The sequence below is a fragment of the Serratia liquefaciens ATCC 27592 genome (assembly GCF_000422085.1).
GTDB classification, from domain to species: Bacteria; Pseudomonadota; Gammaproteobacteria; order Enterobacterales; family Enterobacteriaceae; genus Serratia; species Serratia liquefaciens.
In genome coordinates this window covers 4,252,304-4,279,118 of record NC_021741.1, presented here as the reverse complement: position 1 = coordinate 4,279,118, position 26,815 = coordinate 4,252,304, and the positions used below count along the sequence as shown (strand labels likewise).

Below are 26,815 nucleotides of genomic sequence, written 5' to 3'. Positions count from 1 at the left end.
TTCTAATTCCATAACCGGTTATCAAAAGTCGAAATTCCGTCTCTGGCCGTGGGTTTGTTATATAACTTCGGATTTTTGGTGCTCTAATTGTTGGTTTTGTGCCTTAAAGCGCAGTTTTCCAGTTTAAAACTCTGCACACTAGCCCAGCTTTTTACTGGCGCAGAACGCCGTCCAGCCTATTTTAACTTATGGTTAATGTGGTCGTTCGGTGATAACGTCAGGGCAAAGGTATCGTTTGCGTCGCGGCGATTTGCCGCAGTTTTTGTCAATTTCGACGCAGCGTTTCTGTTGGGCAGTCAGTGCGCCACGCAATCCGGCCACGAGCCATAATCTGACGTATTGCGTAGCAGCACCCTATCTTCAGCTTCTGAGTGGAATGAGGGAAAAGATGGCAAAGCAAACCCCACTGTACGACCAGCACGTGGCGTGCGGTGCGCGCATGGTAGATTTTCATGGCTGGATGATGCCGCTGCATTATGGCTCCCAGATCGATGAGCACCACGCCGTGCGTCAGGATGCCGGTATGTTCGACGTCTCCCATATGACCATTGTTGATTTGCGCGGTGCCCGTACCCGTGAATTCCTGCGTTACCTGCTGGCGAACGATGTCGCCAAGCTCACCCAGCCTGGCAAAGCGCTGTACACCGGCATGCTGAACGCGTCCGGCGGCGTAATCGACGACCTGATCGTTTACTTCTTTACTGAAGACTATTTCCGCCTGGTGGTGAACTCCGCCACACGCGACAAGGACCTGGCCTGGATCGAAGAGCACGCAGCGCCGTATGGCGTAACGCTGACGGTGCGTGACGATCTGGCGCTGATTGCAGTGCAGGGCCCGCAGGCCAAAGAACGCGCGGCTACCTTATTCACCCCGGAACAAAAAAACGCGGTTGAAGGCATGAAGCCTTTCTTCGGCGTGCAGGCAGGGGATCTGTTTATCGCCACCACCGGTTATACCGGCGAAGCGGGTTATGAAATCGCCCTGCCGAAAGAGCAGGCGGCGGATTTCTGGCAGCAACTGCTGACGGCAGGCGTTAAGCCAGCCGGGCTGGGCGCGCGTGACACGCTGCGTCTGGAAGCTGGCATGAACCTGTATGGCCAGGAGATGGATGAAAGTATTTCGCCGTTGGCCGCCAACATGGGCTGGACCATCGCCTGGCAGCCGGAAGATCGTCAGTTCATCGGTCGTGACGCGCTGGAAAAACAGCGTGAGCAGGGCACCGAACAACTGGTCGGCTTGATCATGACGGAAAAAGGCGTATTACGTAATGAGCTGCCGGTGCGTTTCACCGATGCGGCAGGCCAGACGCATGAAGGGGTGATCACCAGCGGTTCATTTTCACCGACCCTGGGCTTCAGCATCGCCCTGGCCCGCGTCCCTGCCGGTATCGGCGAACAGGCTATCGTACAGATCCGCAACCGTGAAATGCCGGTCAGGGTCACCAAACCTGGCTTTGTGCGTGCCGGTAAGTCACTGATTAATTAATTTTTGTTTATTGATTCTTTATTTCTTCGAAGGAGTAGCTGGCGATGAGCAATGTGCCAACAGAATTGAAATACGCATCCTCCCACGAGTGGGTTCGTTCAGAAGGTAACGGCGTTTACACCGTAGGTATCACCGAACACGCGCAGGAACTGCTGGGCGATATGGTGTTTGTTGATTTGCCAGAAGTGGGCCGCGTCGTTGCCGCAGGCGAAGATTGCGCCGTGGCGGAATCCGTTAAGGCGGCATCGGACATTTACGCGCCAATCAGCGGCGAAATCGTAGCGGTAAACGCTGAACTGGAAGGTTCTCCGGAGCTGGTGAACAGCGAGCCTTACGGTGAAGGTTTCCTGTTCCAGATTAAAGCATCAGACGAGAGCGAGCTGGCGAACCTGCTGGACGCCGGTGCTTATCAGGCTTCTATCGACGAGTAATCCATGCAACGCCCCAGGTCTTTCTGCCGGGGCGTTTTAGTTCAGGCTATATCCCGTACCACGCCAGAATTCAGGAATTTGTAGCAATGACTCAGACACTCAGCCAACTTGAACACAGCGAAGCGTTCATCGAACGTCACATCGGCTCTTCTGCAGAACAACAGCAGCAGTTGCTGGAAGCGGTGGGCGCACGCTCGCTCAGCGCGCTGATCCAACAGATTGTGCCGGCAGACATTCAACTGCCTGCGCCGCCGCCGGTGGGCGATGCGGCAACTGAACATCAGGCGTTGGCCGAACTGAAGGCGATTGCCTCGCAGAATCAGCGCTACAAATCCTATATCGGTATGGGCTACAGCGCGGTGCTGACGCCGCCGGTGATCCTGCGCAACATGCTGGAAAACCCAGGTTGGTACACCGCTTATACCCCGTATCAGCCAGAAGTATCCCAGGGCCGTCTTGAGGCGCTGTTGAACTTCCAAACCCTGACCCTGGATTTGACCGGTTTGGATCTGGCGTCCGCCTCGCTGTTGGACGAAGCCACTGCGGCTGCCGAAGCGATGGCGCTGGCCAAACGCGCCAGCAAGCTGAAAGACGCCAACCGTTTCTTCGTGGCTGATGACGTACATCCTCAGACGCTGGACGTGGTGCGTACCCGCGCCGAAACCTTCGGTTTCGAAGTGATCGTGGATAAAGCCGAGAAAGTTCTGGAGCTGCAAGGCGTGTTTGGCGTGCTGCTGCAACAGGTCGGTACCACCGGTGAACTGCACGACTACAGCGCACTGCTGGCCGAGCTGAAGAACCGTAAAATCGGCACCAGCGTGGCAGCCGACATTATGGCGTTGGTGCTGCTGACCGCACCGGGCAAACAGGGAGCCGACGTGGTGTTCGGTTCTGCACAGCGTTTCGGCGTGCCGATGGGCTACGGCGGCCCACATGCCGCCTTCTTTGCCTGTCGCGACGAGTTCAAACGCTCAATGCCGGGCCGTATCATTGGTGTTTCCCGCGATGCCGCCGGCAACACCGCGCTGCGCATGGCGATGCAAACCCGTGAGCAACATATCCGCCGCGAAAAAGCCAACTCGAATATCTGTACCTCGCAGGTGCTGCTGGCCAACATAGCCAGCCTGTATGCGGTGTACCATGGCCCGCAGGGCCTGCAACGCATCGCCGGGCGCATCCATCGTCTGACCGATATTCTGGCTGCCGGGCTGCAACAAGCCGGGCTGGCATTGCGCCATAAAACCTGGTTCGACACCCTGACGGTAGAAGTGAAAGACAAGGCTGCGGTGCTGGAACGTGCATTGAGCTTCGGCATCAACTTGCGTACCGACATTCACGGTGCCGTAGGCATTACGCTGGACGAAGCGACCTCACGTGAAGACGTGCAGACGCTGTTTGCCTTGCTGGCTGGCGACGATCACGGCCTGGACATCGACGCGCTGGACGCCGCGGTGAGTAAAAACAGCCAGTCGATCCCTGCCGCCATGCTGCGTCAGGATCCGATCCTGACTCACCCGGTGTTCAATCGTTATCACAGCGAAACCGAGATGATGCGCTATATGCACCGTCTGGAACGTAAGGACCTGGCGCTCAATCAGGCGATGATCCCGCTGGGCTCCTGCACCATGAAGCTCAATGCCGCGGCGGAAATGATCCCGATCACCTGGCCTGAATTCTCCGAACTGCATCCGTTCTGTCCACCGGAGCAGGCGGCAGGTTACCAACAAATGATTGGCCAACTGTCGCAGTGGCTGGTGCAACTGACTGGTTATGATGCGGTTTGCATGCAGCCGAACTCCGGCGCACAGGGTGAATACGCCGGTTTGCTGGCGATCCGTCGTTACCATGAAAGCCGCAATGAAGCGGGCCGTCATATTTGCCTGATCCCAAGTTCTGCGCACGGCACCAACCCTGCTTCCGCGCAAATGGCGGGCATGAGCGTGGTGGTGGTCGCCTGCGACAAGAACGGCAACATCGATCTGCATGACCTGCGCGTCAAGGCAGAACAGGCGGGCGAAGAACTGTCTTGCATCATGGTGACCTACCCGTCGACCCACGGCGTGTACGAAGAAACTATTCGTGAAGTGTGCCAGATCGTTCACCAGTTCGGCGGCCAGGTCTACCTCGACGGCGCCAATATGAATGCGCAGGTGGGCATCACCACCCCAGGTTACATCGGGGCGGACGTTTCGCACCTTAACCTGCATAAAACCTTCTGTATCCCGCACGGCGGCGGTGGTCCAGGCATGGGCCCTATCGGCGTGAAAGCCCACCTGGCCCCGTTCGTTCCAGGCCACAGTGTGGTGCAGATCGACGGCGTGACCACCCAGCAGGGCGCGGTCTCCGCTGCTCCGTTCGGCAGTGCTTCTATCCTGCCAATCAGCTGGATGTATATCCGAATGATGGGCGCGGAAGGGTTGAAGCAGGCCAGCCAGGTGGCAATCCTTAATGCCAACTATATTGCGACCCGTTTGAAGGACGCTTACCCAGTGCTGTATACCGGTCGCGATCATCGCGTGGCGCATGAATGTATTCTCGATATTCGTCCGCTGAAGGAAGAAACCGGCATCAGCGAAATGGATATCGCCAAACGTCTGATCGACTACGGCTTCCATGCGCCGACCATGTCGTTCCCGGTGGCGGGCACGCTGATGGTTGAGCCAACCGAGTCGGAGAGCAAGGTCGAACTGGATCGCTTTATTGATGCGATGCTGGCGATTCGCGCAGAAATTGACCGGGTAGCAAAAGGTGAATGGCCGCTGGAAGATAACCCGCTGGTAAATGCCCCACACGTGCAGGCGGAGCTGGTCAGCGATTGGCAGCACGCCTACAGCCGTGAGCTGGCGGTGTTCCCTATCGCCGGGGTACGTGAGAACAAATACTGGCCGAGCGTGAAGCGTCTGGATGACGTGTACGGCGATCGTAACCTGTTCTGTTCCTGCGTGCCGATGAGCGATTACGAATAAGTTTATTCGGCGAGGTTTGCCATCAGGAAGCAGCGCATTATGCGCTGCTTTTTTTATGGCTAAACCCTGAGAGTTTTCTTGCTTATATATTTGATTAATTACTGGTTATTTTATTTTTCTGCATTTTGTTACCCCGATCGTTTAAGACTCTCTCCAGTTTACTTTCCGTTTAAACCCCTGCGGCTAAATTGTCATCAGCAAACTATTTTGCAGGGAAGATTTACTGACAGGGAGTGCACTATGAAAAAGTTGGCTATCGCAATCGTTGCGGCTTTACCCTTGTGTTCCGCGCAGGCAATTGAGACTTATGACGTTCGGAATAACAGCGGCCAAACGGTGTTTAAACTGAACTTCTACGGTCCAACCGACGGCAGTTATTTAAATGATGATGGCGTTCCAAAACACTCCACCTGGGTGTTGGATGATGCCAAAAAATCTCAGGTGATCAGCGCCGCGCAACGCTGGGCCGATATTATCAAACCCCTGCCGGGCAAATTGCCGGGCGTGATCAACATCGGCACCTTTGACGACGAGAACGCCGGAGCGATGAGCCCAGACGTCAGTGATGCCGCATTTAGCTTGACCCAGCTTCAGGCAGTGTTGCAGGGCCAGGATGCCGGCGAATTGAACAGCGGTGCCCATGCCGTCGTCCAGATCGGGAAAATGGATTTTACCCCTGGCCAGGCTTCGCCAGCACTGATCCCCACCGATCACCGTGCCGATCTGGAAGTCATCATTTTTCATGAAATAGCCCATGCATTAGGCATCAGCGCTGATGCCGGTGTGGCTGATGGTGTGACCCAGTTTGGCCCGACGTTCGGCAGCTGGAGTTCGCACCTGTTTGATGACAATGGCAATCCGGCGCAGCCGGGGCAGGCTATCTTGTGTACTAAGTGTGAGGGGCCGGACGACCCTTCGGCCTTTGACGTACGCAAAGATCGGGGTTATTTCGCCGGTAGCCACGTCAATGAGGTATTGGCAGGGGCCATGCCAGGTGTCCCGGTGCGTATTCTCGATGTACTGGGCGATCTCGACGACGATTACATGTCGCACATTGAGCTGGAGCGCAGCCTGATGAGCCACCAAAATTACCGTAATTACACCATAATGATGGAGGCCGAGCTGGCGCTGCTGCAGGACATGGGGTACGACATCGATCGCCGTAACTTCTTTGGCCGCTCGATTTACGGCAGCGGCCTGGAAGTGGTAAACCAACAGGGTTATTTTGCGCGCAATGCGGCAGGCACGGCGTATCTTGACGGTAAGGCCAATACCGCAGCACGGGGTGTTGGGTTGCACATTTACGGCAGCAATAATCGTGTCGAGCAGCGCGGCGATATCTTGGCGGACGGCGTTGCCGCAGCGGGTATCAGAATTGATGGCGCAGGGAATACGCTCAGTATTGCACCTGGCGTGCGGGTGCAAGCCAACGGCGATTACGGCACCGGTTTATTGGTGGCATACGGAGATCGCCACAATATCGTTCAACGCGGCAGCCTGGAAGCCACCGGTAAAGAAGGCATCGCCGCCAGGTTGGATTTCGGCAACAACCTGCTGGGCAACGAAACCGAATACCGTGGCTCGTATATCTGGCAGTGGGCTGGGGTCGACCTGTCTCAATACCGCGCTGCGCCGTTGGTGTCTAACTTCGATATTACCGGCTCGTTGAAAGGAGCCAAAGCGGCCATCTACCAGTCGGTGAATGCATTGGCCGGTGCGATTAACGTGATGCGCGGCGCCGATATTCAGGGCGACATAATTTCCGACTACGCACAATGGGACGAAAATAACCAGGCTCGCCTGACTCGCTTAACCTTCGGCCTGCAGCCAGATGCGCAGGGGCAGGTCACTGAGGTGGCGGATAACAGTTTTGATTTCACCTATAACGGCAATATCCGCGGCAAGGATAACCTGGCGCTGGTGGCCGAAGGCGGGAAAACCACGCTGAACGGCGACCACCAGGTCTATAGCGTGGATATCCAACCGGGCGCCCAATTGGCGGGTAATAGTCGCTATGCGCTGTCGGATGCCGGGCTGTTCACCAACAACGGCTTGCTCACCACCGGGTCTCCTTTTGGCAAACTTTCGATCGACGGCAATTATCTTCAAGGGCCACAAGGGCGCCTGCAACTGATGTTTGACGGTCTGGGGCAGGGGGATCAGCTCCAGGTTAGCGGTAAATCCAGTCTGGGCGGGGCTCTGGAGCTGCTGCCGGTCAAAGGTTGGTATGCCTCGGACTGGCAGATGAACAGTGCTTCCCTGCTGCAATTAGGCCAGGTCAGCGGTGAATTCGAGCAGTTGAGCATTCAGGCACAGTCACCGACGCTGAGCTTCCGGGTGGCGCCACTGGAGGACGGGCAATATCAAATCAGCGCAACCCGTGACGCATCGGCCTACAGCCAGTACGCGCAGACTGCGAATGAACGAAATGTGGGTCTGGCGTTAGCTCATGCTGCGGCGACGGCGGGGGATGACCTGCGGCCGTTACTGACCGCGCTGGACTTCTCCAGCCCCGAAGGCCGGCAGGTGAATAGCGCGTTGGCTCAACTGGAGCCGTCGGCTTATAACAGCCTGATTCAGACCTCATTTGACCGCGAACGCCAGTTAACCCGTGCCTTGACTGCGCCGGAACGCAATCTGACGTTGGCACCCACCGGCGACGAGCCAGATTGGATCAGCTTTGCTCTGCCTTACGGCGGTGGCAATTGGCAAAATAATACGGGCAATATCGCCGGTTACAACGCATCGCGTTATGGCGTGCTGTTCGGTGCCGAGAAACGTAACGGGCTGGTAGCGGGCCTGACCACCGGGTTCCACGCGGCGGTCGGCGGGCAAACGGTCAATGCCAAAAGCGCCGATCGGGCACGTACGAACAGCACCTCATTTGATGTTGGCTTGCAGTTCAATTATGCGCAGGACGTGATGGCCGGGCCTTTCGCCTACGGTCTGGGCCGCATAGGGGCGGAGGATAATCAGATGAAGCGCCAGTTTGATGTTGCCGGCATTAGCGGTACCAGCAAAAGTCACTGGACGGCCTGGAATGGGACATTGACCTTGGGCGGCGGCTATCATTTTGCGTTAAGCGATACCTTCAGCCTCGGCCCGATCGCGGCGCTGGACTATACCGCGACCACTCATCGCACAATCAAAGAGTCCGGGTTCGGTACCGCGCCGTTGCAGATTAAGGGGCGTTACGCCGACTCGCTGCAAAGTACGCTCGGCGTGGAGGCACTGTACCAACAGCCGTTGCAGGGCTCGCAGGCATTGTCAGCCACTTTGCGCCTGGGTTGGCAGCATGAGTTGTTAAGCAACAAAGTGACCCAGCGCGCTCAATTTGTGGGGTATAACGCCTCAGCCTTTGATAGCGAAAGCACCTTGGCCGGGCGTGATACGTTGGCCGCACAGGCCGGTGTGCAGTATCAACTCAACCAGGCGGTCTCTTTGGGCGCCGGCGTTTCCAGCGAACTGTTACGCCAGGGCAGTCATTCATTAGAGGGTAACGTTGCCGTGACCTGGCGCTTCTGATGTTTAAACCAGCTTGCCGCTGAGCGAATTTCAATAACACTTTTCGGCTAGATGTATTATCAAGGGACACGGCATGATGCAGTGTCCCTTTTCAATTATCGCCGCAGGGCCATCTGAACGGCGTGAGGATCCATGATGAGAGCAGCAATCGTAAACGCATTAGGGCTGGCACCGGTGTTTGGCAATATCGACGAACCGGTAGCGCGTGAAGGGGAAACGGTGATCGCGGTGAGCGTGGCCGGCATCAAACAACTGGATCGCGCCATAGTGGCCGGAACGCATTACTCAAGCCCGAAGGTCCTGCCGATCGTGCCCGGCACCGATGGCGTTGGCTACGCGCCGGACGGTCAACGGGTCTATTTTGCCTCCTTCCGCCAACCGCACGGCGCGCTGGCAGAACGTAGCCTCGCCTCCTGGACGGTACCGGTGCCGAAAGGGGTGGATGATGCTACCGCCGCCGCGTTGATTAACCCGGCGTTTGCTGCCTGGCTGCCACTGCACTGGCGTGCCGAGTTACAGCCCGGTGAAACGGTGCTGATTATTGGCGCGACCGGGACGTCAGGCAAGCTGGCAGTGGCGGCTGCACGTCAGGCGGGGGCGGGACGAATTGTCGCAGCCGGTCGCCGCCAGAGCGTGCTGGATGCGCTGGACGTTGATGCTACGGTCGATCTTGGACTGGAAGGGGCTGCACTGACACAGGCTTTCGCCGCCGCAGCGGGGCCGCATGGCTATCAGGTGATTGTCGATTATATCTGGGGGGCAGCGACCGAAGCCTTGCTTGCGACGCTTAACAACCATGATTTGTCTTCCTACGCAGGTGGACGCGGCATACGCTTGGTCAACGTCGGATCGATGGCCGGGCCGGATATCCGACTGCCGGCGGCGGTGTTGCGCAGTAATCAACTACAAATCATGGGCAGCGGCACCGGCAACTTCCCGCCGGTGGCTGAAATGAAAAGATATGCCAGCGAAATTCTGGCATTGGCGGCGGCAGGGCAGATTTCGGTCGAAACCCAGGAGCACGGCTTATCAGAGATCGCTGAAGTCTGGGATCTGAACAAGAAAAGCGACGTGCGTTCGGTGATCCGTATTGCCCAATAGGCGGCTAGCGGCAATAGCAAACCAGGTGGATATCTTCCGGCTCACGGGCGAACAGCTCTGCATCCGGCTGATCAATCAGCTGGCAGCCCTGCGACAGGTAGAAATCCACGGTGTTTTTATTGGGGATTGAGGAGACGTACAGCCCCTGAGCCCCGCCTTTTCTGGCCTGCTGCAGACAACGGCGGAACAGGATTTTGCCCAGCCCTTTACCGCGTTGGGCGGCACCTACGTAGAAAAACAGCAGTTGGTGCAAGTCCTGTTGCGGGCCGCGTGGCAAGGTATCTACCGCCGCAGCTGCGGCAATCTGACCTTTTTCGAACAGGGCGAAAAATGCCCCGCCGCGGGCAAAGCATTGTTCATGGATCGGCGTATAGGTTTCCCGATCGTGTGGATCCCAGCCGCGTACATCGTAATAGTCGCTGTAAGGCTGTAACTCCCCGTCTTGCAGGCGATACAGAGTATCAATAATTTCACTGCGGTCGATCTGCCACAGCGCATCAAGCTGGTGCTGCTGCAGTAAAATGGGATCGGTCATGGGGGGTTAGTTCTCCGTCGATATCAGGTAACTTTCCGGTAGGTCGATGACAAACCCGATGCCGCGTTCATCAAGCCCTTCGGTGATCCTTAGCTGCGCCCCGATTTTATCGGCCAGGTTTTTGGCAATGGCCAACCCCAGGCCGCTGCCTGTCTGCTGGACGCCAGGCACGCGATAAAAACGCTCAAACAGGCGTTTTTGGTATTCCCGGCTCACGCCGGGGCCATTGTCACGCAGGGTAATATAGCAGCCCAAGGGGGACAACGAACGGATGTTGGCTTCGATCCTGCCGCCGGGCGGTGCGTATTTGATGGCGTTTTCCAGCAGGTTGGTAAAGATGGTGATCAGCGAATGGCGATCGGTATTGATCACCACGTTTTCGCTGCCCTCGAGCGAAAGCTCAACGTTCTTCTCCATTGCGTAGGGCACGTGTTGAGCAATGCATTTGCTGATTTCTGCGTAGATATCCACTGCTTCAATCTTCAGTGGGAAGTCTTCCGACTCCAGCTTGGCCAGATCAATCAGCTGGCGCGACAGCGATGCGGCGCGATCCAGCCCCTGTTGCATGTCGCCAATAATTTCCTGCCGTTCGGTTTTATCCGCCACCTGGGTCAACAGGTGCAGCTGTGCCAGCACGGCGGCAATCGGGGTGCGCAGTTCGTGGGCGGCATCCGCCATAAAGCGTTTTTCCCGCTGGTTGGCGGCATCGATACGCGTCATCAGCTTATTGATTTCCAGCACCACAGGCCGAATTTCCTGATATTGCGCCCGTACATTGATCGGCGATAAATTGCCTGGTTTACGGTCAGAGATGGTACGGGCAATTTGCCGCAGCGGCCGCAGGCTGAAGTAGGCGGTGATCAGCAGCGTGACAATGATCGCCGCCAGGATCACCAGCAAAGGGATCGCGGTACTTTCCGCCGGATTGCCGAAAATGGTGGTCCGGTTGTCAAAGGATTCGCCGACAATCACCCGATATTTTTGTTTATCGCTCCAACTGCCGGCGATATGCCACTTCACGTTGGCGTAACTGATTGTGCCGGACAGCACTGAAGGAGGAAGGAATAATGCTTTGTCCTGTTGCGGCGAGGCGTAGATCATCCGATTATTGCTGTCGTAAACAACGAATAACGGGCGATAATCTATCTCGTCTTGCATACCGTTTTTAATCGAGTCGATATACATGACTTCGATATCTTTAATGATATCGGTGTAATTTTTGTCGGTGATATCAGTCTTATCGAGAATATTGGCGATGCCTTGTGCGACAATGCGTTGCTGATTATCCAGGTACTTTTCAGCATCTGGATAATAAAGGTATTTTACCCAGCCCAGCAATATTCCCCAGAGCACCAGTATGGCCATTACCTGGAAAACAATGGTTCGCATGAAAAAGGATTTGAAGCTAATCATCCCTGAGACTCTTTTTTCAATAAATACCCTATGCCGCGTACGGTAATAATTCTCTCCTTGCCAATTTTTCGTCGCAGATTATGCATGTGCACCTCAAGAGAATTACTTTCTACATTATCGCCATTGCCGAACAGACGCTGTTCTAGGGCGGCCTTACGCACCACGGTACCGGCGCAACGCATCAGTTCGTGCAACAGGCGGTACTCTTTTTTCGACAGCAACAGCAGTTCATCGTCCAGCGTGACCTGGTGGTTCATCGGGTCCAGATACAGGTTGCCCAGGCTCCAGGTTTGGGAGGCAAACCCCGCCATGCGCCGGTTTACCGCCTTTACGCGGGATATCAGCTCAGGCAGGGCAAAAGGCTTTGCCAGAAAATCATCTGCGCCGGAATCCAGGCTGTTGACCAGGCTTTCAATGCGGTCACGGGCGGTGAGAATAATGATCGGAATATTTTGGCCGGCGGCGCGCCATTCGATCAGTTTTTTCAAGCCATCGCCGTCGGGCAGGGTGAGATCCAGCAGCATTAAATCAAAGTTGCCCTCAGACAATTTATGTTGTGCATCATGGACTAGCCGCACCCAGCACAAATCAAACCCGGCCAGCTCCAAAGCACGGCACAGGGCTTTGCCCAATTGCAGATCGTCTTCCACAAGCAATATGTTCACGGGGTATCCGGTTTATGTCACGGGCTGGCGGCTATATAACTACAACCGCAAGGGGAAGACAACGGCGCACTCCTGTTTGTTCACCCCTTCTTAAGCAAACCTTAATCTGGGATTAAGTTGACGTTAAGGGAGCACCGTCCTTTTTCAAGTACGCTCGACTCTGAATAAATCATTCAGGTGGAAAAAATGCGTATCGACAATCTTTCAATGAAGGCTGCCCGCTTAGGCGCAATTTTATTGTTGGTATTGACCATGCTGTCTTTCCACGTCGATGCGCAAGATGGGGATCATGGCGGCCCATTGTTACCTACCCTGCCTCTTATTCAGCATACGGAGTCATCGGATTTTTATAAAAGCTTAAAACCACGCATTAAAAAACAATTGCGGCGCCTGGTGGCGCTACAACCCTTTATTAAATAATAAGGCAGATACGGTGAAAAATACCCTGGGTTATTCCGCGGCGACGTTATTGGTGTTATTCCCTCTGCAGGGGCTTACGCAAGATGGCGCAGAGGCGTCATTGAAATTCAGCGGCGGCATGGCCGTGGCGCCGGACTATCAGGGTGCCTCCGACTACAGTGCCGTGCCACTGTACGATATTGAGGCCGGTTACGAGAAGTCTGCCTGGGGTGACTTTAGCCTCGGGATGCAAAACGGTGCTCGCTGGCAGTTGCCGTTATCCGGGCCCTTCGGTATAGCCCTATTGGCTGGTTATGACGGTGGACGGGATGAAGAGGTGAAAACGCTGCGGGGTCACAACAAGCGGCTGAAAGGCATGGGCAATTTGGATGGCGCTTTTGAAGCCGGTATTGAGCTGAGCTATAAATTTGACCCTTTTCGCACTTACGTTAAGGGAATGCAGGCCACCAAAGCACGGCGTTATGGTGATGAGGACCTGGGGCATACTGCATACGTCGATCTGGGTATCGCGGCAGTTTATCCGCTGAGCGAGGCATTGACGTTTTCAACCGATTTGAGCACCACCTGGGCCAACAAGGGTTACCAGCGTGGTTATTTTGGCGTGACGCAGCTACAGGCGCAGCAAACGTCATTCGCCGCGTATCGACCGGGCAGCGGCTTTAAGCAAGCCACGCTTACCGGCGTGCTGAACTACCAATTGACGCCAGAAATTGCCTTTCAGGGCGGTGTGAGTCTCTATACTCTGTTGGGAGACGCGGCCAAAAGCCCGATCGTCGAGAAAAAAACGGCCGGCATCGCCTTCCTGAGCGCCAGCTACAGTTTCTGACTTCCCAACCAGAGAAAGGAACGACATGACGAAAGTTGTATTGGTTACCGGCGCCAGCCGCGGCATTGGCCGCGCCACGGCGTTGTTATTGGCCCGACAGGGTTATGCGGTGGGCGTTAACTATCTGAAAGATGAGGCCGCGGCGGCGCAGGTGGTGGCGGAAATTGAAGCCATGGGCGGTCGTGCACTGGCACTACGGGCGGATGTCGCCGATGAAAATCAGGTGGTGGCGATGTTCAATGCACTGGATGTCGGCCTTGGCCCGATCAGCGCGCTGGTTAACAACGCCGGTATCTTGTTTCAGCAGACGGGGATTGAGCAACTGACCGCCGAGCGCATCAATAAGGTATTGAGTACCAACGTTACCGGTTATTTTCTCTGTTGCCGTGAGACAGTGAAGCGCATGGCGCAGCGTCATGGCGGCCAGGGCGGGGCGATCGTCAACGTCTCTTCCGCTGCCGCGCGCCTCGGCGCTCCGGGAGAATACATCGACTATGCCGCCTCCAAAGGGGCGGTAGACACGCTTACCACCGGGCTGGCGCTGGAGGTGGCGGCGCAGGGCATCCGCGTAAATGCCGTGCGGCCAGGGCTGATTTATACCGAAATGCATGCCAGCGGCGGCGAGCCGGGGCGCGTTGATCGGGTAAAAAGCAGCCTGCCGATGCAGCGTGGCGGCACCCCGGAAGAGGTGGCGGAAATCATCGTCTGGTTACTGTCCGATGCCGCTTCTTACGTCACCGGCAGCTTTATTGAAGCCGCCGGCGGCCGCTGACGGCGGCTTATCCTTCGTGCAGTAGCGCACTGCGGAATGAGAGTATGTGCGCCTGCGCCGCATTGGCGGCTGCGTCATCGTCCTGCGCGGCCAGTGCGGCGATAATCGCCCGATGCTCCTCTATCACCTCTCGCATGTGGCCTTCGCGTGATAGCGTGCTGGCCCAAAAGCGCTGTGCTCGGGCATGCAGTACGCTCAGAATGTCCGCCAGCATATTATTACCGGCGATTTGCGCCAGCTGCTGGTGGAATTGATGATCCAACGTCATCATTTTTACTCGATCGCGTTGCTGACTGGCAGCTTCTATTTGTTGATTGAGCTCCGTCAGCTCGGCGATCTGGGGGGCCGTAATTCTCTTGCTCGCCAACCGCATACACAGCATTTCATTGGCCAAACGTACTTCAATCAATTCCAGCGCATCATCCATCGAAAGCGGCGCAACCATCACCCCTTTACGCGGGATCACCTGCAGCAATCCTTCATTGGCCAGCCGGTGGATCGCCTGATTGATCGGCGTTCTGCCCATGTCCAGCTCGCTCATCACCTGAGCGGTATTGAGATATTCACCAGGTTTATAACTTAACGTCACCAGCGCCTGCTTAAAGCGTCGGTAGGCGAGTTCATTCAGTGACAGCCCGGCTTCCTCTGCCGTCGGGAGTTCCGGGCTCTCTGCGTCAAGGGTCATCACGTTCTGCTCCTGCAAGACGAAAGTTTTTAGACATAGTACACAAAAACATGGCACGGAAATCGCTTATTTGGTAACTAAAGATATAGTGAAATTTCACAGTATTTTAACCAAAGAGGCACAAACGCCATGAGACTGACCTTTACTTTACCCGAATCCAGCGGCACTGGGGTGTTGGATGTCGAGATCGATCACCTGGTGATTGCCGGCTGGACCGGCCGGGATCGCGAGGCGATCCTGCACCATATCAGGGAGCTGGCCGAGCTCGGCGTGCCCCAACCCAGTGCAATTCCTCTGTTTTACCGGGTGGCGGTTAACCAGCTCAGCCAGAGCGAACGTATCGAAGTTATCGGCAATGCCAGCTCCGGCGAAGCGGAACCGCTGATCTTCACACATCGCGGTGAATTGTATGTCTCGCTGGCCTCGGATCATACCGATCGTCAGTTGGAGGCGCACAGCGTGGCCCTGTCCAAACAGCTCTGCGTCAAGCCGGTAGCTCGTGCCGCCTGGCCGTTGCGTGAGGTGATCGCGCACTGGGACTCGTTGATCATGCGCTCGTGGATCAAGGAAAACGGCGAATTCCAGCTCTATCAGCAGGGCCGTCTGGCTAACCTGCGTACGCCGGGCGATCTGCTGGATCGCTACCTGAGCGGCCAACAGTTACCGGAAAGTGGGCTGACAGTACCGCAGCCGCAAGACGGTCTGGCGATGGCCTGCGGTACGGTGGCGGCGATTGGCGGCATCCGGCCGGCGACCGAATTCCGTATGGAACTGGTGGATGAAGTGCTGGGGCGGACCATCAGCCACCATTACAGCAGCATTGAGCTGCCGGTGGTGGCCTGATGAAAAAGCTGACGTTATCCCAGGCTGCTTCAGGCCTGGCCAACGGCGAATTTACCGCCGCGCGGTTAACCGCTGACGCATTGTTGAAAATTGCGGACGAGCAGGGAGAGGGGCGGCGCACCTTTACTCATGTGTATACTCAATGGGCTCAGGAGCAGGCCCTGGCGGCCGATCGGCGGCGTGCCGCGGGTAACCCGTTGTCGGCGTTGGACGGCGTACCGGTGTCGGTCAAAGACCTGTTTGATGTCGCAGGGGAGGCTACTGCGGCCGGGTCGCGCGTACTGGCCAGTGCGCCAGCGGCTAATGCCCATGCCGCCGTGGTGGCGCGTTTGTTGCAGGCGGGCGCGGTGGTGATGGGCAAAACCAACATGACCGAATTTGCCTATTCCGGCCTGGGGATCAATCCCCACTACGGCACGCCCGCTAATCCCTGGGATCGCAGCGCTCGTCGCATTCCCGGTGGTTCGTCCTCGGGGGCTGCGGTGGCGGTGAGCGACGGCATGTGTTTCGGCTCGATAGGCAGCGACACCGGCGGTTCGGTGCGGATCCCGGCGGCCTTCTGCGGCCTGACCGGCTATAAGCCCACCGCTAGCCGCATTAGCAGCGGCGGCCTGCTGCCACTTTCCCCTTCACTGGATTCGATAGGCGTAATTGCTCATGACGTTGCCGGGTGCCTGGCGCTGGATACGGCAATAGCCGATCGGCCGCTGCAACCGCAGCAGAAAAATTTGAGTCAGGCACGCTTCGCCGTCCCGCAAACCCTGGTGCTGGATGGCCTGGATCGGGAGGTCACCACCGCGTTTCATCTCAGCCTGCAACGTTTGACGCAGGCTGGGGCGCAAATTGAATTTATTCCCTGTCAGGAGTTCGCCGAGTTGGCGGCGATCAATGCCGACGGCGGTTTTAGCGCGCTGGAGTCCTGGCACTGGCACCGGGCTTTGATTGCCGAACATGCCGATGCTTATGACCCTCGGGTGCTGTCACGCATTCGTCGCGGCCAAACGCTGGATGAAAACAACCTGCAGCAATTACGGTCGCAGCGCGCCGATTGGCAACGGCGGGTGAGTGCCGCAGTGCAAGGATTCGATGCGTTGCTGATGCCGACGGTGCCCTTCGTTGCCCCGACCCTTGCCGGGTTGGAAGCAGATGAAGAAGCCTATTTTCGTATCAATGGCGCCGTGCTGCGTAATCCTTCGGTGATCAATTTCCTCGACGGCTGCGCATTGTCACTGCCGTGCCAGCAGGCCGATGCGGCACCGGTTGGCCTGATGGTGGCCGCACTGCCTTTGCATGACGAAGCGCTGCTGGGGTGGGCGCTGGCAATCGAACGTTGCCTCGCCGGCGCGTGATTTTTACTTTGAGCTAACAGGAGAGTCCCCATGACCGGTTCCCCGAACGGAATGCTGTTTGTCGCAACAGATATCGCCACGCAGGATGAGGCGGATTTCAATCAGTGGTACGACCGCGAGCACGTGGAAGAGCGAGTACGGGTGCCTGGTTTTTTGTCGGGCACCCGTTATCAGGCGCTGCACGGCGGGCGTAAATATCTTGGCCTGTACAAAACCGAATCACTGGCCAGTTTTACCTCAGCGGCCTACCGCGCTGCGTTTACCCAGCAAACGCCCTGGTCGGTGGCGAGCCTCGATAAAATGCGTGACCCGATGCGCCGGGTGTGTGCGGTGGAGGCGGTGACCGGTCAGGGCTGCGGCAGTTACCTGGCTATCGTTAACCTCATACCGGCGCAGCCGGAGGTATTGAAAGCCAGCATCAGCCATTTGGGGGCTCTGCTGGCTGAGCAACCAGGCTTTGTGCGCAGTAGCCTGCTGTCGCCGGACGCGGAGCTCAGTTCGCCGTTGCCGAAAGAGTCGCGTGAGAATCGCCATCTGTTGCCGATGCTGCTGATCGAAAGCAGCAGCGCCGAGGCTGGCCAGCGGCTGAGCGAACTGGCCTGCCGCCAACTGAAAATCCCCGCTGCCGAAGCCCTGCATTATGCCCTTGGCTGGCAACTGACCACTCAGGAGCTGTCATCATGAGCACTTCAACCACCGAAACGCCGACCTTGAACCTGTCCGCTGACGACTCTGCCGCTCACCCACCGAAAACCGGCAGGCTGGCGGCAGCCAGCTCTATCGGCACCGCGTTGGAATGGTACGATTTCACCGTTTACAACATCATGGCGGCGCTGATTTTCAATCACGTATTTTTCCCGTCTTTCGACCCTCTGGTGGGTACCATTCTGGCGTTTTCCACCTATGCGGTCGGTTACGTTTCCAGGCCGATTGGCGGCATCGTGTTCGGTCATCTCGGCGACGTGCTGGGACGGCGCTTTGTGCTGGTGACGACGCTGGTGATCATGGGCGTGACTACTGCGCTGATGGGGCTGTTGCCCGGTTACGCCAGTTGGGGCATCTGGAGCCCGCTGCTGTTGGTGACGCTGCGCTTTATTCAGGGGATTGCGTTGGGAGGCGAATGGGCCGGTGCGGTACTGCTGTCGATGGAGCACGGCAAACCGCACCAGCGGGGGCGCAATGCCTCCTTTGCTCAGGTCGGTCCTTCCTGCGGCACGCTGATTGGCACCGGCCTGATCACGCTGGTGACGGTGGCGATGTCGGCAGAAGATTTCCAACAGTGGGGCTGGCGTATCCCCTTCCTGCTGAGCCTGGTGCTGGTGGTGTTTGGCCTGTGGTTGCGCCGTGGGGTAGGGGAAACGCCGGCGTTTCTGAAACTGGAAGCTTCGAAGGACGTTACGCATGCGCCAATCCGTGAGGTTTTCACCCAACATCGGCGTCCGCTGTTGATTGCCGGCGGTTCACGTATCGGCTCCGACGTGCTCTATGCGCTGGTGGTGGTCTTCACGCTGACCTACGTCACCACGGTGCTGAACCTGCCGCGCCCGCTGGCGCTGACTGCCACCATGCTGGGGCGATCGGCAACGCGATTACCGTCCCCATGTTTGGCGCACTGTCGGACCGTTTTGGCCGCAGGCCGGTGTATATCGGCGGAGCGCTGGCGGCGATGGTATGGGCGTTTGTGTTCTTCGTGCTGCTCGACAGCAGCCAGCCGGTGCTGATCTGCCTGGCGGTGGTGGTCGGTTTGTTGATCCATGCGGCGATGTACGGCCCGCAGGCGGCATTTATCACCGAACAGTTTCCGACAAGGGTGCGCTACGCCGGTTCGTCATTGGCCTATACGCTGGCGGGTATTATCGGCGGTGGGTTTGCGCCGCTGATTATCGCTTCGCTGTTCAAGTCCTACGACAGCACGCTGGCGATCTCGGCCTACGTGGTGGTGGCGTTGCTGATCACGTTGTGGGCGGTGATTGCCGCAAAGGAAACGGCGCACAAGCCGCTGTGAAGCTGGTGCCGGGTGAGGGATGCACCCGGCCTGCATCGAGTTACTTCAACCAGCCCTTGCGCTGGGCGTCCTGCAGGTGGTGCAGCAGGTGTTTCCACAGCTCAGGGTAAACTTCTTCAATCATCGTATTGCGTGACAACACCTGTTCCAGGCTGATGCCGTTTTCGACCCAGCTTTGGCCTTCATTATGCAGGTTCATCAGCATCGGCATGGTGCGGTCCAGCACCAGCGCAAAGCGCGCATCGGCGCTCTCGCCATCTTCATATTCCTGCCATAAAGCGGTGAAATACTCGCGTTGAGCGTCCGGCAGCATGCCAAACAGGCGCCGTGCTGCGGCAACCTCTTGATCGTGGATCGCTGCACGTGCCGCCAGATCGTATACCAGCACGTCGCCAGCATCGATCTCAACGATGTCATGCAGCAGCGCCATTTGGATCACCCGCTGAATATCTACGTCTTCACCGGCGTAAGGAGCCAGACTCATGGCGCCTACGGCAAAGTGCCAACTGTGTTCGGCAGAGTTTTCCTGGCGTTGGGTGCCCAGCACCTTGGTGCGGCGTTGCACGCTTTTCAACTTGTCGATTTCCATCAGGAACTGGATGACCTGGGTCATGGAGCCGAAATCTAACGCGGGTACAGCGGATGACATGGTGTAAACCTCAAGGTAGATGGGTTGAAGCGGATCGATTGTAGACCAGCGAGCGGGGGATTTCGATGGTTACACGCGTACACAGTTTTATTTTAGCGTACACGTGTACACTGAAATTATTCTCAGTTAAGCTGCTTTGCGGTAATTTCGAACAATGTTGAGCGTTTTGAGGGGTTGTGCTTTATGGGAAAAACGGGCGTAGTGAAAGCCGGGACTGAAAAAATCGCCGCTGCGGCCTATCCGTGGGCGGAGGAGATAGCCAACAGCATCAGCCACGGTATCGGGTTGGTTTTTGGCATTGTCGGCCTGGTATTGCTACTGGTGCAGGCGGTCGACAGCGGTGCCGATGTCACGGCCATTACCAGCTACAGTCTTTATGGCGGCAGCATGATCCTGCTGTTCCTGGCCTCCACGCTGTACCATGCGATCCCCCATCAAAAGGCCAAGCATTGGCTGAAAAAGTTTGACCACTGCGCCATTTACCTTTTGATTGCCGGTACCTACACGCCGTTTCTGTTGGTGGGGTTGAACTCACCCTTGGCCAAAGGGTTGATGGCGGTTATCTGGGGCCTGGCGCTGCTGGGTGTGCTGTTCAAACTGGCATTCGCCCACCGTTTTGAAGCACTGTCGCTGGTGACCTATCTGACCATGGGCTGGCTGTCGCTGATCGTGATCTATCAGTTGGCGACGCGTCTGGCCTTGGGCGGCGTGACGCTGCTGGCGGTCGGCGGCGTGGTTTACACCCTGGGGGTGATTTTCTACGCCTCGAAGCGATTCCGCTTTGGACACGCCATCTGGCATGGCTTCGTGCTCGGCGGCAGCCTGTGCCACTTTATGGCGATTTATCTTTACGTCTGACGGGACCCCTACAGCGTTAGTATCATGTTGATTAAGCGTTTCTTTTAAGTTAAAAAAGAGGCGCTTGTTTCTTTCGGGTATCCAGCAAGCCCATTTTTCTGTTTATTCCTGAGCCCGACTTTGCACCTTCGGTGTTTACGTTAATCTTTCAGGACTCATCAATATGATTATTCGCTTATCCAAAGCGCTGCTGGTGTGCGCGATTGCGCTATTTGCCACCCTGGTCGCTTTCGGCAATATTACGGATTACGGTTCCAACTTCGCCTTTGTGCGCCATGTCTTTATGATGGACACCATTTTCCCAGATGCCACCATCACCTACCGTTCCATACAGTCTCCCTGGCTGCATCATGCCGGTTACATCGGCATTATTTTCTTGGAAAGCCTAACGGCACTGCTCTGCTGGGTGGGCGGTGTGCGCCTGCTGTGTGGTCTGAAACTGCCCGCCGTGGCGTTCAACAGAAAGAAAAAACTGGCGGTGGTGGGTCTGACGCTCGGTTTTCTGACCTGGCAGGTGGGGTTTATGTCGGTGGGGGGCGAATGGTTCGGCATGTGGATGTCGAAACAATGGAACGGAGTGCCGGACGCCTTTCGGTTCTTTGTCACCATTATTCTGGTGCTGATTTACCTGGTGCAACGCGATGGGGAGTTAGACGAGTAACGGATATGTCAGCAGGGGCGCAACAGGTTGCGCCCCCAGATAAAGCCGGGAGGTACTCTAGGCTTCCAGTGAATACGGCAGCGGTTTGATCGCCAATTCACTGGTGGCATCATCGCGCACGCGCAGCTTGCTGTCGGCTTCCAGATCGTTATTCAACACCACCTGTACCCACAGCGTGCCATCGGCAAGTTTGGCGGCGCTCAACACCGTGCCGGTACGGCGCCAGTTTTCACCCAGCTGCAGTTCCAGATCCTCGGCCGGCTGCGGCACCCGTCCGGCTTTGCCTTCCAGCCAATACAGCGCCCGCTTGTTGGCGCCGCGGAATTTGGCGCGCGCCACCATTTCCTGACCGGTGTAGCAACCTTTGCTAAAGCTGATGCCTTCCAGTGCCTGTAGATTGGTGGCCTGCGGGATCAACTGCCCGCTATTGGCGGCGTCAATGACCGGATAACCGGCTTCGATATCCAGCGTCAGCCACTGCTGGCTGTCGTTGAGTTCCGCCTGTTCGTGCAGCCTGGCGACCAGTTGTTCGGCTACCGCTGCGGTGGTAACCAACAGAAAACGTTCCGCCGGTAAAGTGAAGTGCAGCAGGGTGGTTTCACCGTCCTGCACCACCGGATGTTCCGCGTCCGGCAGGCTGTTGAAAATGCCCGTCAGCGCCGCACGCGCCTGAAAACCGGCTACGCCCAGCAGCACCGCTTCGTTATCGGCGGCGATGGTGAGTTTGGAAAACACCGCATATTTTTTGATTTCAGCCAGTTGGCTGTCCAGCACGCTGCGGCGTTCCAGATAGGCAAAGCCTTCGCCACGGTGGAACAGACGCAGGTTGCTCCACATTTTGCCTTTGGCGTCGCAGTGACCGCACAGCACGTGTTGGTCCGCCGCCAGCGCTTCGATGTCAGCGGTCACCTGGCCCTGAAGGTATTTTACCGTGTCGGGCCCGTTCAGCGTCACCAGTGCCCAATCTTCCAGCGAGATTAAGGTCAGGGGCAGATGGGAAGAGGCGGAAGGCTGACGGGGTGGAAATGGAATTTTATACGCCATAGTAAGATCCTGCTTAACGTTAGCTTACCTGAAGGTGTGTTGGCCCCATGGTAAAAGAGGCGGCGGGCTTTGCAAACTGTTATTCACGCTTGTCGCTGCAGCAGCGCTTTTTTTGACATTTAGCGCTTAATTACGTTTTAGGCAGAGAACGTCCTTCCCGGCGAGTATGTCAAATTGTTACTCTATAGGCTTGCGGCCAAAGGTTACCCTTGCAGACAGATCTTTGGCTGATGGAATTATATCGCGCCGGTGTTGCCATACAGTGTGTCGGTTGAACCCTGCGATGGCGTTGCCACGCTGAAAAGAGGTTAGTCATAACAACATGGATATTAATAACAAAGCACGTATTCACTGGGCTTGTCGCCGTGGCATGCGTGAGCTGGACATCTCGATCATGCCGTTCTTCGAATATGAGTACGATCGGTTGAATGACACAGACAAAGCGCTGTTTATCCGCCTGCTTGAGAGTGACGATCCCGATTTGTTCAACTGGCTGATGAATCATGGCGCTCCGCAGGACAGTGAACTGCAGAGAATGGTGACACTGATCCAGACGCGAAATAAAGACCGTGGCCCAGTGGCGATGTGATGTTCGTATTTCCTGGCGCACCCAGTTACTTTCGCTGTTGACGCATGGCGTTCTGATCCTGCTGATCCTGATTTCACCCTGGCCGGAAGGCTACGGGCCAATCTGGCTGGTGTTGCTGACGCTGGTGGTGTTTGAATGCATTCGTAGCCAAAAACGCATTGCGTCACGTCAGGGGGAGTTGCGCCTGCTGGAGAACCAGCGTGTGGGCTGGCAAGGCCAGGAATGGCAGTTGGTCAAGCAACCCTGGATGCTGCGCTTCGGTATTCTGCTGACGTTGCAACCGATGCAGGGGAAAAAGCGTCGTCGCTTATGGTTGGCCTCCGACAGCATGGCCAAGGCCGAATGGCGACATTTGCGCCAACAGCTGTTGTATCCGCCGGCCAGTGATGATGAGGAACCCTGATGAAGCCGACGCTGTGGCTGGTGGAGGATGAACCCAGCATTGCCGATACGCTGATTTATAGCCTCGAGAGCGAAGGCTTTCAGGTGCGCTGGTTCGAACGTGGCGAACCGGCCTTGCAAGCATTGGCGCAAGGGGCGCCCGCGTTGGCTATCCTCGATGTCGGCTTGCCGGATATCAACGGTTTTGAACTGTGTCGCCGTCTGCTGTCGCAGGCGGCGGATTTGCCCGTTCTTTTTCTTACGGCTCGCAGCGACGAGCTCGATCGCCTGATCGGGCTGGAAATCGGTGCCGACGACTACGTCGCCAAGCCTTTTTCCCCGCGAGAGGTCAGCGCCCGCGTTCGTACCATTTTACGTCGTTTGCAAAAACAACAGCGCTTGCAGCAGCCCACGCTGTATAGCTTCGGTCCCTTTGGGCTGGATGAACCGGCGGCGACCATTTATTACCATCAGCAGCCGTTACCGCTGACCCGCTATGAATTCCTGCTGTTAAAAACCTTACTGCTGGCGCCCGGCAGGGTATTTTCCCGTCAACAGCTGATGGACAGCGTTTGGGCCCAGGCGGAAGAGAGTCTGGACCGCACTGTCGACACCCATATCAAAACCTTGCGCGCCAAGCTACGTCAGATCGATCCGGGCGAACCGCCCATTCATACGCATCGTGGCCTGGGCTATAGCGTGAGCCGCCAACCATGAGAATAGGCCTGCGCCTGCTGCTGGGGTATTTCCTGATTGTGGCGGTCGCGGGCTATTTCGTGCTGAGCATTTTCGTGCAGGAAGTGAAGCCTGGCGTGCGGCGCGCAACCGAAGGCACGCTGGTGGATACCGCCAACCTGCTGGCGCAAATCGCGCGTCTGGACATGCAGCGTACTGACGTCGCACACGGCCAGTTGGCGCAGGCATTCGCCCAACTCAATCAACGCCCCATTGGCGCCAATATTGCCGGTATTCGAAAAGATCGCAGCGAATATCATGTCTATCTTACCGATCGGCAGGGTAAGGTCATTTTTGACTCTAGCGGCGGGGCACTGGGTCAGGATTATTCTCGCTGGAATGACGTGTATCTGACGCTGCGCGGCCAGTATGGCGCCCGCAGTACGCGAAGTGACCCACAGGATGAAAACAGCTCGGTGATGTATGTCGCCGCGCCGGTGCTGGAGCAAGGCAAGATAATCGGCGTGCTTAGCGTCGGAAAACCCAACAGCACCATGGCGCCGGTGATCAAACGCAGCGAACGCCGCATTCTGTGGGCAGGGGCACTGCTGCTGGGCATTGCATTGCTGATTGGTCTGGGTTTTGTCTGGTGGATTAACCGGTCGATTGGTCGATTGGTGCGTTACGCCGATGGCGTCGCGCAAGGTGAAAGCGTGCCGCTGCCAAAAATGGGCGGCCATGAGCTGACGCAACTGGCGCAGGCGCTCGAAAGCATGCGGGTGAAGCTGGAGGGCAAAGCCTACATCGAGCAGTATGTGCACACTCTGACCCACGAGTTAAAAAGCCCCTTGGCGGCGATCCGCGGCGCAGCGGAGCTGTTGCAGGAGTTCCCACCCCCGGCTACCGCTCAGCGCTTTCTGACCAATATCGAACAACAGAGTACGCGCATCCAGCAACTGGTGGACAAGCTGCTGGTTCAGGCGCGGCTGGAAAGCCGCCCCGGGCTGGAACCGGCGCCGATCGCGATGGCGGCGTTGGTGCGTCAGGCGGTAGCCGGCAAGGAAGCGCAGGCGGTACGGCGCGGTATTTTATTGCAGGTAGACGGTCTAGAAGAGATCATCCTGACCGGCGATGGGCTATTGATCGGCCAGGCGTTAACCAATCTGCTCGACAATGCGCTGGATTTCACCCCCGCGGGCGGCACGATCAGCGTGCGTGGCGAACGCGATGAAGGCCATTACCGGATCACCGTCAGCGACGACGGCAGCGGTATCCCAGATTACGCGTTGGACAAAGTGTTCGAGCGTTTCTATTCGCTGGCACGGGCCGACAAGCCGAAAAGCAGCGGCCTGGGCCTGAGTTTTGTACAGGAAGTGGCGCGTTTGCACCGAGGATCTATCCGGTTGCACAATTGCCAACCGCACGGCGTGGCGGCTATTTTCATCTTATCTCTCTGACTTCACCTTCCCTTCACATAACCACATCCTGCTTTCACCGAAGGCCATTATCGTGGCGCCATTACCTACAAGGAGCGCGCAGCGATGATGAAATCGGTACTGTTTTGGAAAATAGCCACCCTGCTGGGATTGATGATTTTGATGATTATCCCGGTGACGCAGTTAATGAATGTGATTGAAGAGCGCAGCGGCTACCGCCAGAGCGTGGTGGGGCAGGTAAGTGAAAGCACCAGCCGCGCACAGCGTATTTTGGGGCCGTTGATTGTCATTCCTTACACCGAAAGGGAAGAAAAGACCGACGATAAGGGGCAGAAAGTGGTGCAAATGGTCAGACATCATCGCTATCTGCTGCCGGAAAACCTGCAGGTGAACGGCAAGCCGAACGTGGAAGTGCGCAAGCTGGGGATTTACCAAACGCAGGTGTACCAAGGGCCGCTGAAGTTTCAGGTGAAGTTCGGTCAGCCGGATCTGAGTGACCTGCAACGCAGCAATGTCGTGATTGGCCAACCTTTCCTGTTGGTCTCGTTGAGTGATTCACGTGGTATCAAAAGCATCTCGCCGCTTATCAGCGCGCAGTCGCAGACGACCTTCGAACCGGGCACTCAGGTAAACGTGTTGCCGCAGGGGATCCATGCTCCGCTAACATTGACTTCGCTGCAGAAAACCGGATTGGATGCCGATTTCATCCTTACGCTGGCGGGAACCAGCAGCCTGTCATTGGTGCCGCTTGGGCGCAGCAGCGAATTGACGCTGCAGAGCAACTGGCCGCATCCGAACTTCCTCGGCAACTTCTTGCCGGACGAGCGCAAAGTGACCGAGAAAGGCTTTAGCGCCCGCTGGCGCAGCACCTGGTTCGCTAACAATATCAACAGTGCTTTTCACTACGATGACGGGATCCTCGACGAAGACAAGCTGCCGGCTTTTAGCACCAGCCTGATCGAGCCGGTAGATCACTATCAACTGACCGAACGCGCGGTGAAATACGCAGTGCTGTTTATCGGCCTGACGTTTATGGCGTTCTTCCTGTTCGAAACCCTGACCGGGCTGCGGGTGCATCCGATTCAATATCTGTTGGTCGGTGCGGCGCTGGTGCTGTTCTACCTGATCCTGCTGGCGTTCTCTGAACATTTCGGTTTCGCCACTGCCTATCTGCTGGCCAGTATCGCCTGCAGTGGACTGATCGCCTTTTATCTCAGTGCGGTTCTGCGCGGCCGGTTACGCGGTACGCTGTTCGCCGCCAGCCTGCTGATGCTGTATGGCGTGCTGTACCTGCTGCTGCAGTCGGAAGATAACGCATTGGTGCTGGGCGCGGGGCTGCTGTTTGCGATTTTGGCGGGGATTATGCTGTTGACGCGCAAGCTGGACTGGTATCAGGTGGCCGACCCGGCACGTTTGAGCGGCGAGACGCCAGCAGGAGAAGAGGAAAACCGCTTCCGGTTGTGGAAATAGGTAAGCAATTGGGCGCGGCAACCGCGCCCA

The 26,815-nt window shown here is 56.9% G+C and carries 24 protein-coding genes and 1 pseudogene; 19 read left to right on the top strand and 6 right to left on the bottom strand.

Features of this window, described 5'->3' with window-relative positions; all coding sequences use genetic code 11:
• The first annotated feature begins 388 nt into the window (after window positions 1–388).
• From gcvT to M495_RS20000, 5 genes are all read left to right on the top strand, one after another.
• Window positions 389–1,486 (top strand): glycine cleavage system aminomethyltransferase GcvT, encoded by a 1,098-nt coding sequence (gene gcvT / locus M495_RS20020; protein ID WP_020828495.1) that lies wholly within the window; start codon window positions 389–391, stop codon window positions 1,484–1,486.
• A gap of 44 nt (window positions 1,487–1,530) precedes the next feature.
• Window positions 1,531–1,917, top strand: a complete 387-nt coding sequence (gene gcvH, locus M495_RS20015) for a glycine cleavage system protein GcvH (RefSeq protein ID WP_020828494.1) — start codon at window positions 1,531–1,533, stop codon at window positions 1,915–1,917.
• An 86-nt stretch (window positions 1,918–2,003) separates the two neighbouring features.
• Window positions 2,004–4,883, top strand: coding sequence for an aminomethyl-transferring glycine dehydrogenase (gene gcvP / locus M495_RS20010; RefSeq protein WP_020828493.1), 2,880 nt, complete (start codon window positions 2,004–2,006; stop codon window positions 4,881–4,883).
• 240 nt (window positions 4,884–5,123) lie between these two features.
• Window positions 5,124–8,408 (top strand): autotransporter outer membrane beta-barrel domain-containing protein, encoded by a 3,285-nt coding sequence (locus M495_RS20005; protein ID WP_020828492.1) that lies wholly within the window; start codon window positions 5,124–5,126, stop codon window positions 8,406–8,408.
• Window positions 8,409–8,543: 135 nt separating this feature from the next.
• A complete protein-coding gene (locus tag M495_RS20000) occupies window positions 8,544–9,509 on the top strand; it encodes a quinone oxidoreductase family protein (protein ID WP_020828491.1) in 966 nt (321 codons plus the stop codon).
• 4 nt (window positions 9,510–9,513) lie between these two features.
• Here M495_RS20000 and M495_RS19995 read toward each other — a convergent pair whose 3' ends face one another.
• The 3 genes from M495_RS19995 to M495_RS19985 are packed head-to-tail and all read right to left on the bottom strand — an operon-like array spanning window position 9,514 to window position 12,122.
• Window positions 9,514–10,044: a GNAT family N-acetyltransferase gene (locus tag M495_RS19995; protein ID WP_020828490.1), complete on the bottom strand. Its 531-nt coding sequence runs from the start codon at window positions 10,042–10,044 to the stop codon at window positions 9,514–9,516.
• 6 nt (window positions 10,045–10,050) lie between these two features.
• Entirely contained in the window at window positions 10,051–11,457 is a 1,407-nt protein-coding gene (locus M495_RS19990; RefSeq protein ID WP_020828489.1) for an ATP-binding protein, read from the bottom strand.
• Window positions 11,454–12,122 carry a response regulator gene (locus M495_RS19985; protein ID WP_020828488.1) on the bottom strand — a complete coding sequence of 223 codons (669 nt, stop codon included), beginning with the start codon at window positions 12,120–12,122 and terminating at the stop codon, window positions 11,454–11,456. Before M495_RS19985 ends, M495_RS19990 begins: the two co-directional genes overlap by 4 nt.
• 186 nt (window positions 12,123–12,308) lie before the next feature.
• Between M495_RS19985 and M495_RS19980 the strand changes: the two genes are divergently transcribed.
• The 3 genes from M495_RS19980 to M495_RS19970 are packed head-to-tail and all read left to right on the top strand — an operon-like array spanning window position 12,309 to window position 14,140.
• A complete protein-coding gene (locus tag M495_RS19980; RefSeq protein WP_020828487.1) occupies window positions 12,309–12,542 on the top strand; it encodes a hypothetical protein in 234 nt (77 codons plus the stop codon).
• A gap of 13 nt (window positions 12,543–12,555) precedes the next feature.
• The gene (locus M495_RS19975) at window positions 12,556–13,368 is read left to right on the top strand and encodes a MipA/OmpV family protein (protein ID WP_020828486.1); all 813 of its coding nucleotides are present in this window, start codon (window positions 12,556–12,558) and stop codon (window positions 13,366–13,368) included.
• Window positions 13,369–13,393: 25 nt separating this feature from the next.
• Entirely contained in the window at window positions 13,394–14,140 is a 747-nt protein-coding gene (locus M495_RS19970; protein ID WP_020828485.1) for an SDR family oxidoreductase, read from the top strand.
• A 7-nt stretch (window positions 14,141–14,147) separates the two neighbouring features.
• Here M495_RS19970 and M495_RS19965 read toward each other — a convergent pair whose 3' ends face one another.
• A complete protein-coding gene (locus M495_RS19965; RefSeq protein ID WP_020828484.1) occupies window positions 14,148–14,825 on the bottom strand; it encodes a GntR family transcriptional regulator in 678 nt (225 codons plus the stop codon).
• 129 nt (window positions 14,826–14,954) lie between these two features.
• Here M495_RS19965 and M495_RS19960 point away from each other — a divergent pair, with 129 nt between their 5' ends.
• From M495_RS19960 to M495_RS19945, 4 genes and pseudogenes are all read left to right on the top strand, one after another.
• Window positions 14,955–15,668, top strand: a complete 714-nt coding sequence (locus tag M495_RS19960; protein ID WP_020828483.1) for a DUF2848 domain-containing protein — start codon at window positions 14,955–14,957, stop codon at window positions 15,666–15,668.
• The gene (locus M495_RS19955; protein WP_020828482.1) at window positions 15,668–17,017 is read left to right on the top strand and encodes an amidase; all 1,350 of its coding nucleotides are present in this window, start codon (window positions 15,668–15,670) and stop codon (window positions 17,015–17,017) included. Before M495_RS19960 ends, M495_RS19955 begins: the two co-directional genes overlap by 1 nt.
• Before the next feature lie 30 nt (window positions 17,018–17,047).
• Window positions 17,048–17,701, top strand: coding sequence for a DUF4286 family protein (locus tag M495_RS19950; protein ID WP_020828481.1), 654 nt, complete (start codon window positions 17,048–17,050; stop codon window positions 17,699–17,701).
• Window positions 17,698–19,022, top strand: a pseudogene (locus tag M495_RS19945) (MFS transporter). Before M495_RS19950 ends, M495_RS19945 begins: the two are co-directional and overlap by 4 nt.
• 40 nt (window positions 19,023–19,062) lie before the next feature.
• On the opposite strand, the gene M495_RS19940 reads toward M495_RS19945, so the two are convergent.
• Window positions 19,063–19,671, bottom strand: coding sequence for an HD domain-containing protein (locus tag M495_RS19940; RefSeq protein WP_020828480.1), 609 nt, complete (start codon window positions 19,669–19,671; stop codon window positions 19,063–19,065).
• A gap of 183 nt (window positions 19,672–19,854) precedes the next feature.
• Here M495_RS19940 and trhA point away from each other — a divergent pair, with 183 nt between their 5' ends.
• Window positions 19,855–20,529 (top strand): PAQR family membrane homeostasis protein TrhA, encoded by a 675-nt coding sequence (gene trhA, locus M495_RS19935; protein ID WP_020828479.1) that lies wholly within the window; start codon window positions 19,855–19,857, stop codon window positions 20,527–20,529.
• A 163-nt stretch (window positions 20,530–20,692) separates the two neighbouring features.
• The gene (locus M495_RS19930; RefSeq protein ID WP_020828478.1) at window positions 20,693–21,190 is read left to right on the top strand and encodes a DUF2165 family protein; all 498 of its coding nucleotides are present in this window, start codon (window positions 20,693–20,695) and stop codon (window positions 21,188–21,190) included.
• Window positions 21,191–21,247: 57 nt separating this feature from the next.
• On the opposite strand, the gene ygfZ is transcribed toward M495_RS19930, so the two are convergent.
• Window positions 21,248–22,234 carry a tRNA-modifying protein YgfZ gene (gene ygfZ / locus M495_RS19925; RefSeq protein WP_020828477.1) on the bottom strand — a complete coding sequence of 329 codons (987 nt, stop codon included), beginning with the start codon at window positions 22,232–22,234 and terminating at the stop codon, window positions 21,248–21,250.
• Between the two features lie 322 nt (window positions 22,235–22,556).
• Here ygfZ and sdhE point away from each other — a divergent pair, with 322 nt between their 5' ends.
• From sdhE to creD, 5 genes are all read left to right on the top strand, one after another.
• Window positions 22,557–22,823, top strand: coding sequence for an FAD assembly factor SdhE (gene sdhE, locus M495_RS19920; protein WP_020828476.1), 267 nt, complete (start codon window positions 22,557–22,559; stop codon window positions 22,821–22,823).
• Window positions 22,804–23,226, top strand: coding sequence for a protein YgfX (locus M495_RS19915; RefSeq protein ID WP_020828475.1), 423 nt, complete (start codon window positions 22,804–22,806; stop codon window positions 23,224–23,226). Before sdhE ends, M495_RS19915 begins: the two co-directional genes overlap by 20 nt.
• Window positions 23,226–23,921 carry a two-component system response regulator CreB gene (gene creB, locus M495_RS19910; protein ID WP_020828474.1) on the top strand — a complete coding sequence of 232 codons (696 nt, stop codon included), beginning with the start codon at window positions 23,226–23,228 and terminating at the stop codon, window positions 23,919–23,921. The genes M495_RS19915 and creB overlap by 1 nt, the downstream gene beginning before the upstream one ends.
• Complete coding sequence (creC, locus tag M495_RS19905; protein ID WP_020828473.1) at window positions 23,918–25,336, top strand: two-component system sensor histidine kinase CreC; 1,419 nt, start codon at window positions 23,918–23,920, stop codon at window positions 25,334–25,336. The genes creB and creC overlap by 4 nt, the downstream gene beginning before the upstream one ends.
• Before the next feature lie 84 nt (window positions 25,337–25,420).
• A complete protein-coding gene (creD, locus tag M495_RS19900; RefSeq protein ID WP_020828472.1) occupies window positions 25,421–26,785 on the top strand; it encodes a cell envelope integrity protein CreD in 1,365 nt (454 codons plus the stop codon).
• The last annotated feature ends 30 nt before the right edge of the window (window positions 26,786–26,815 follow it).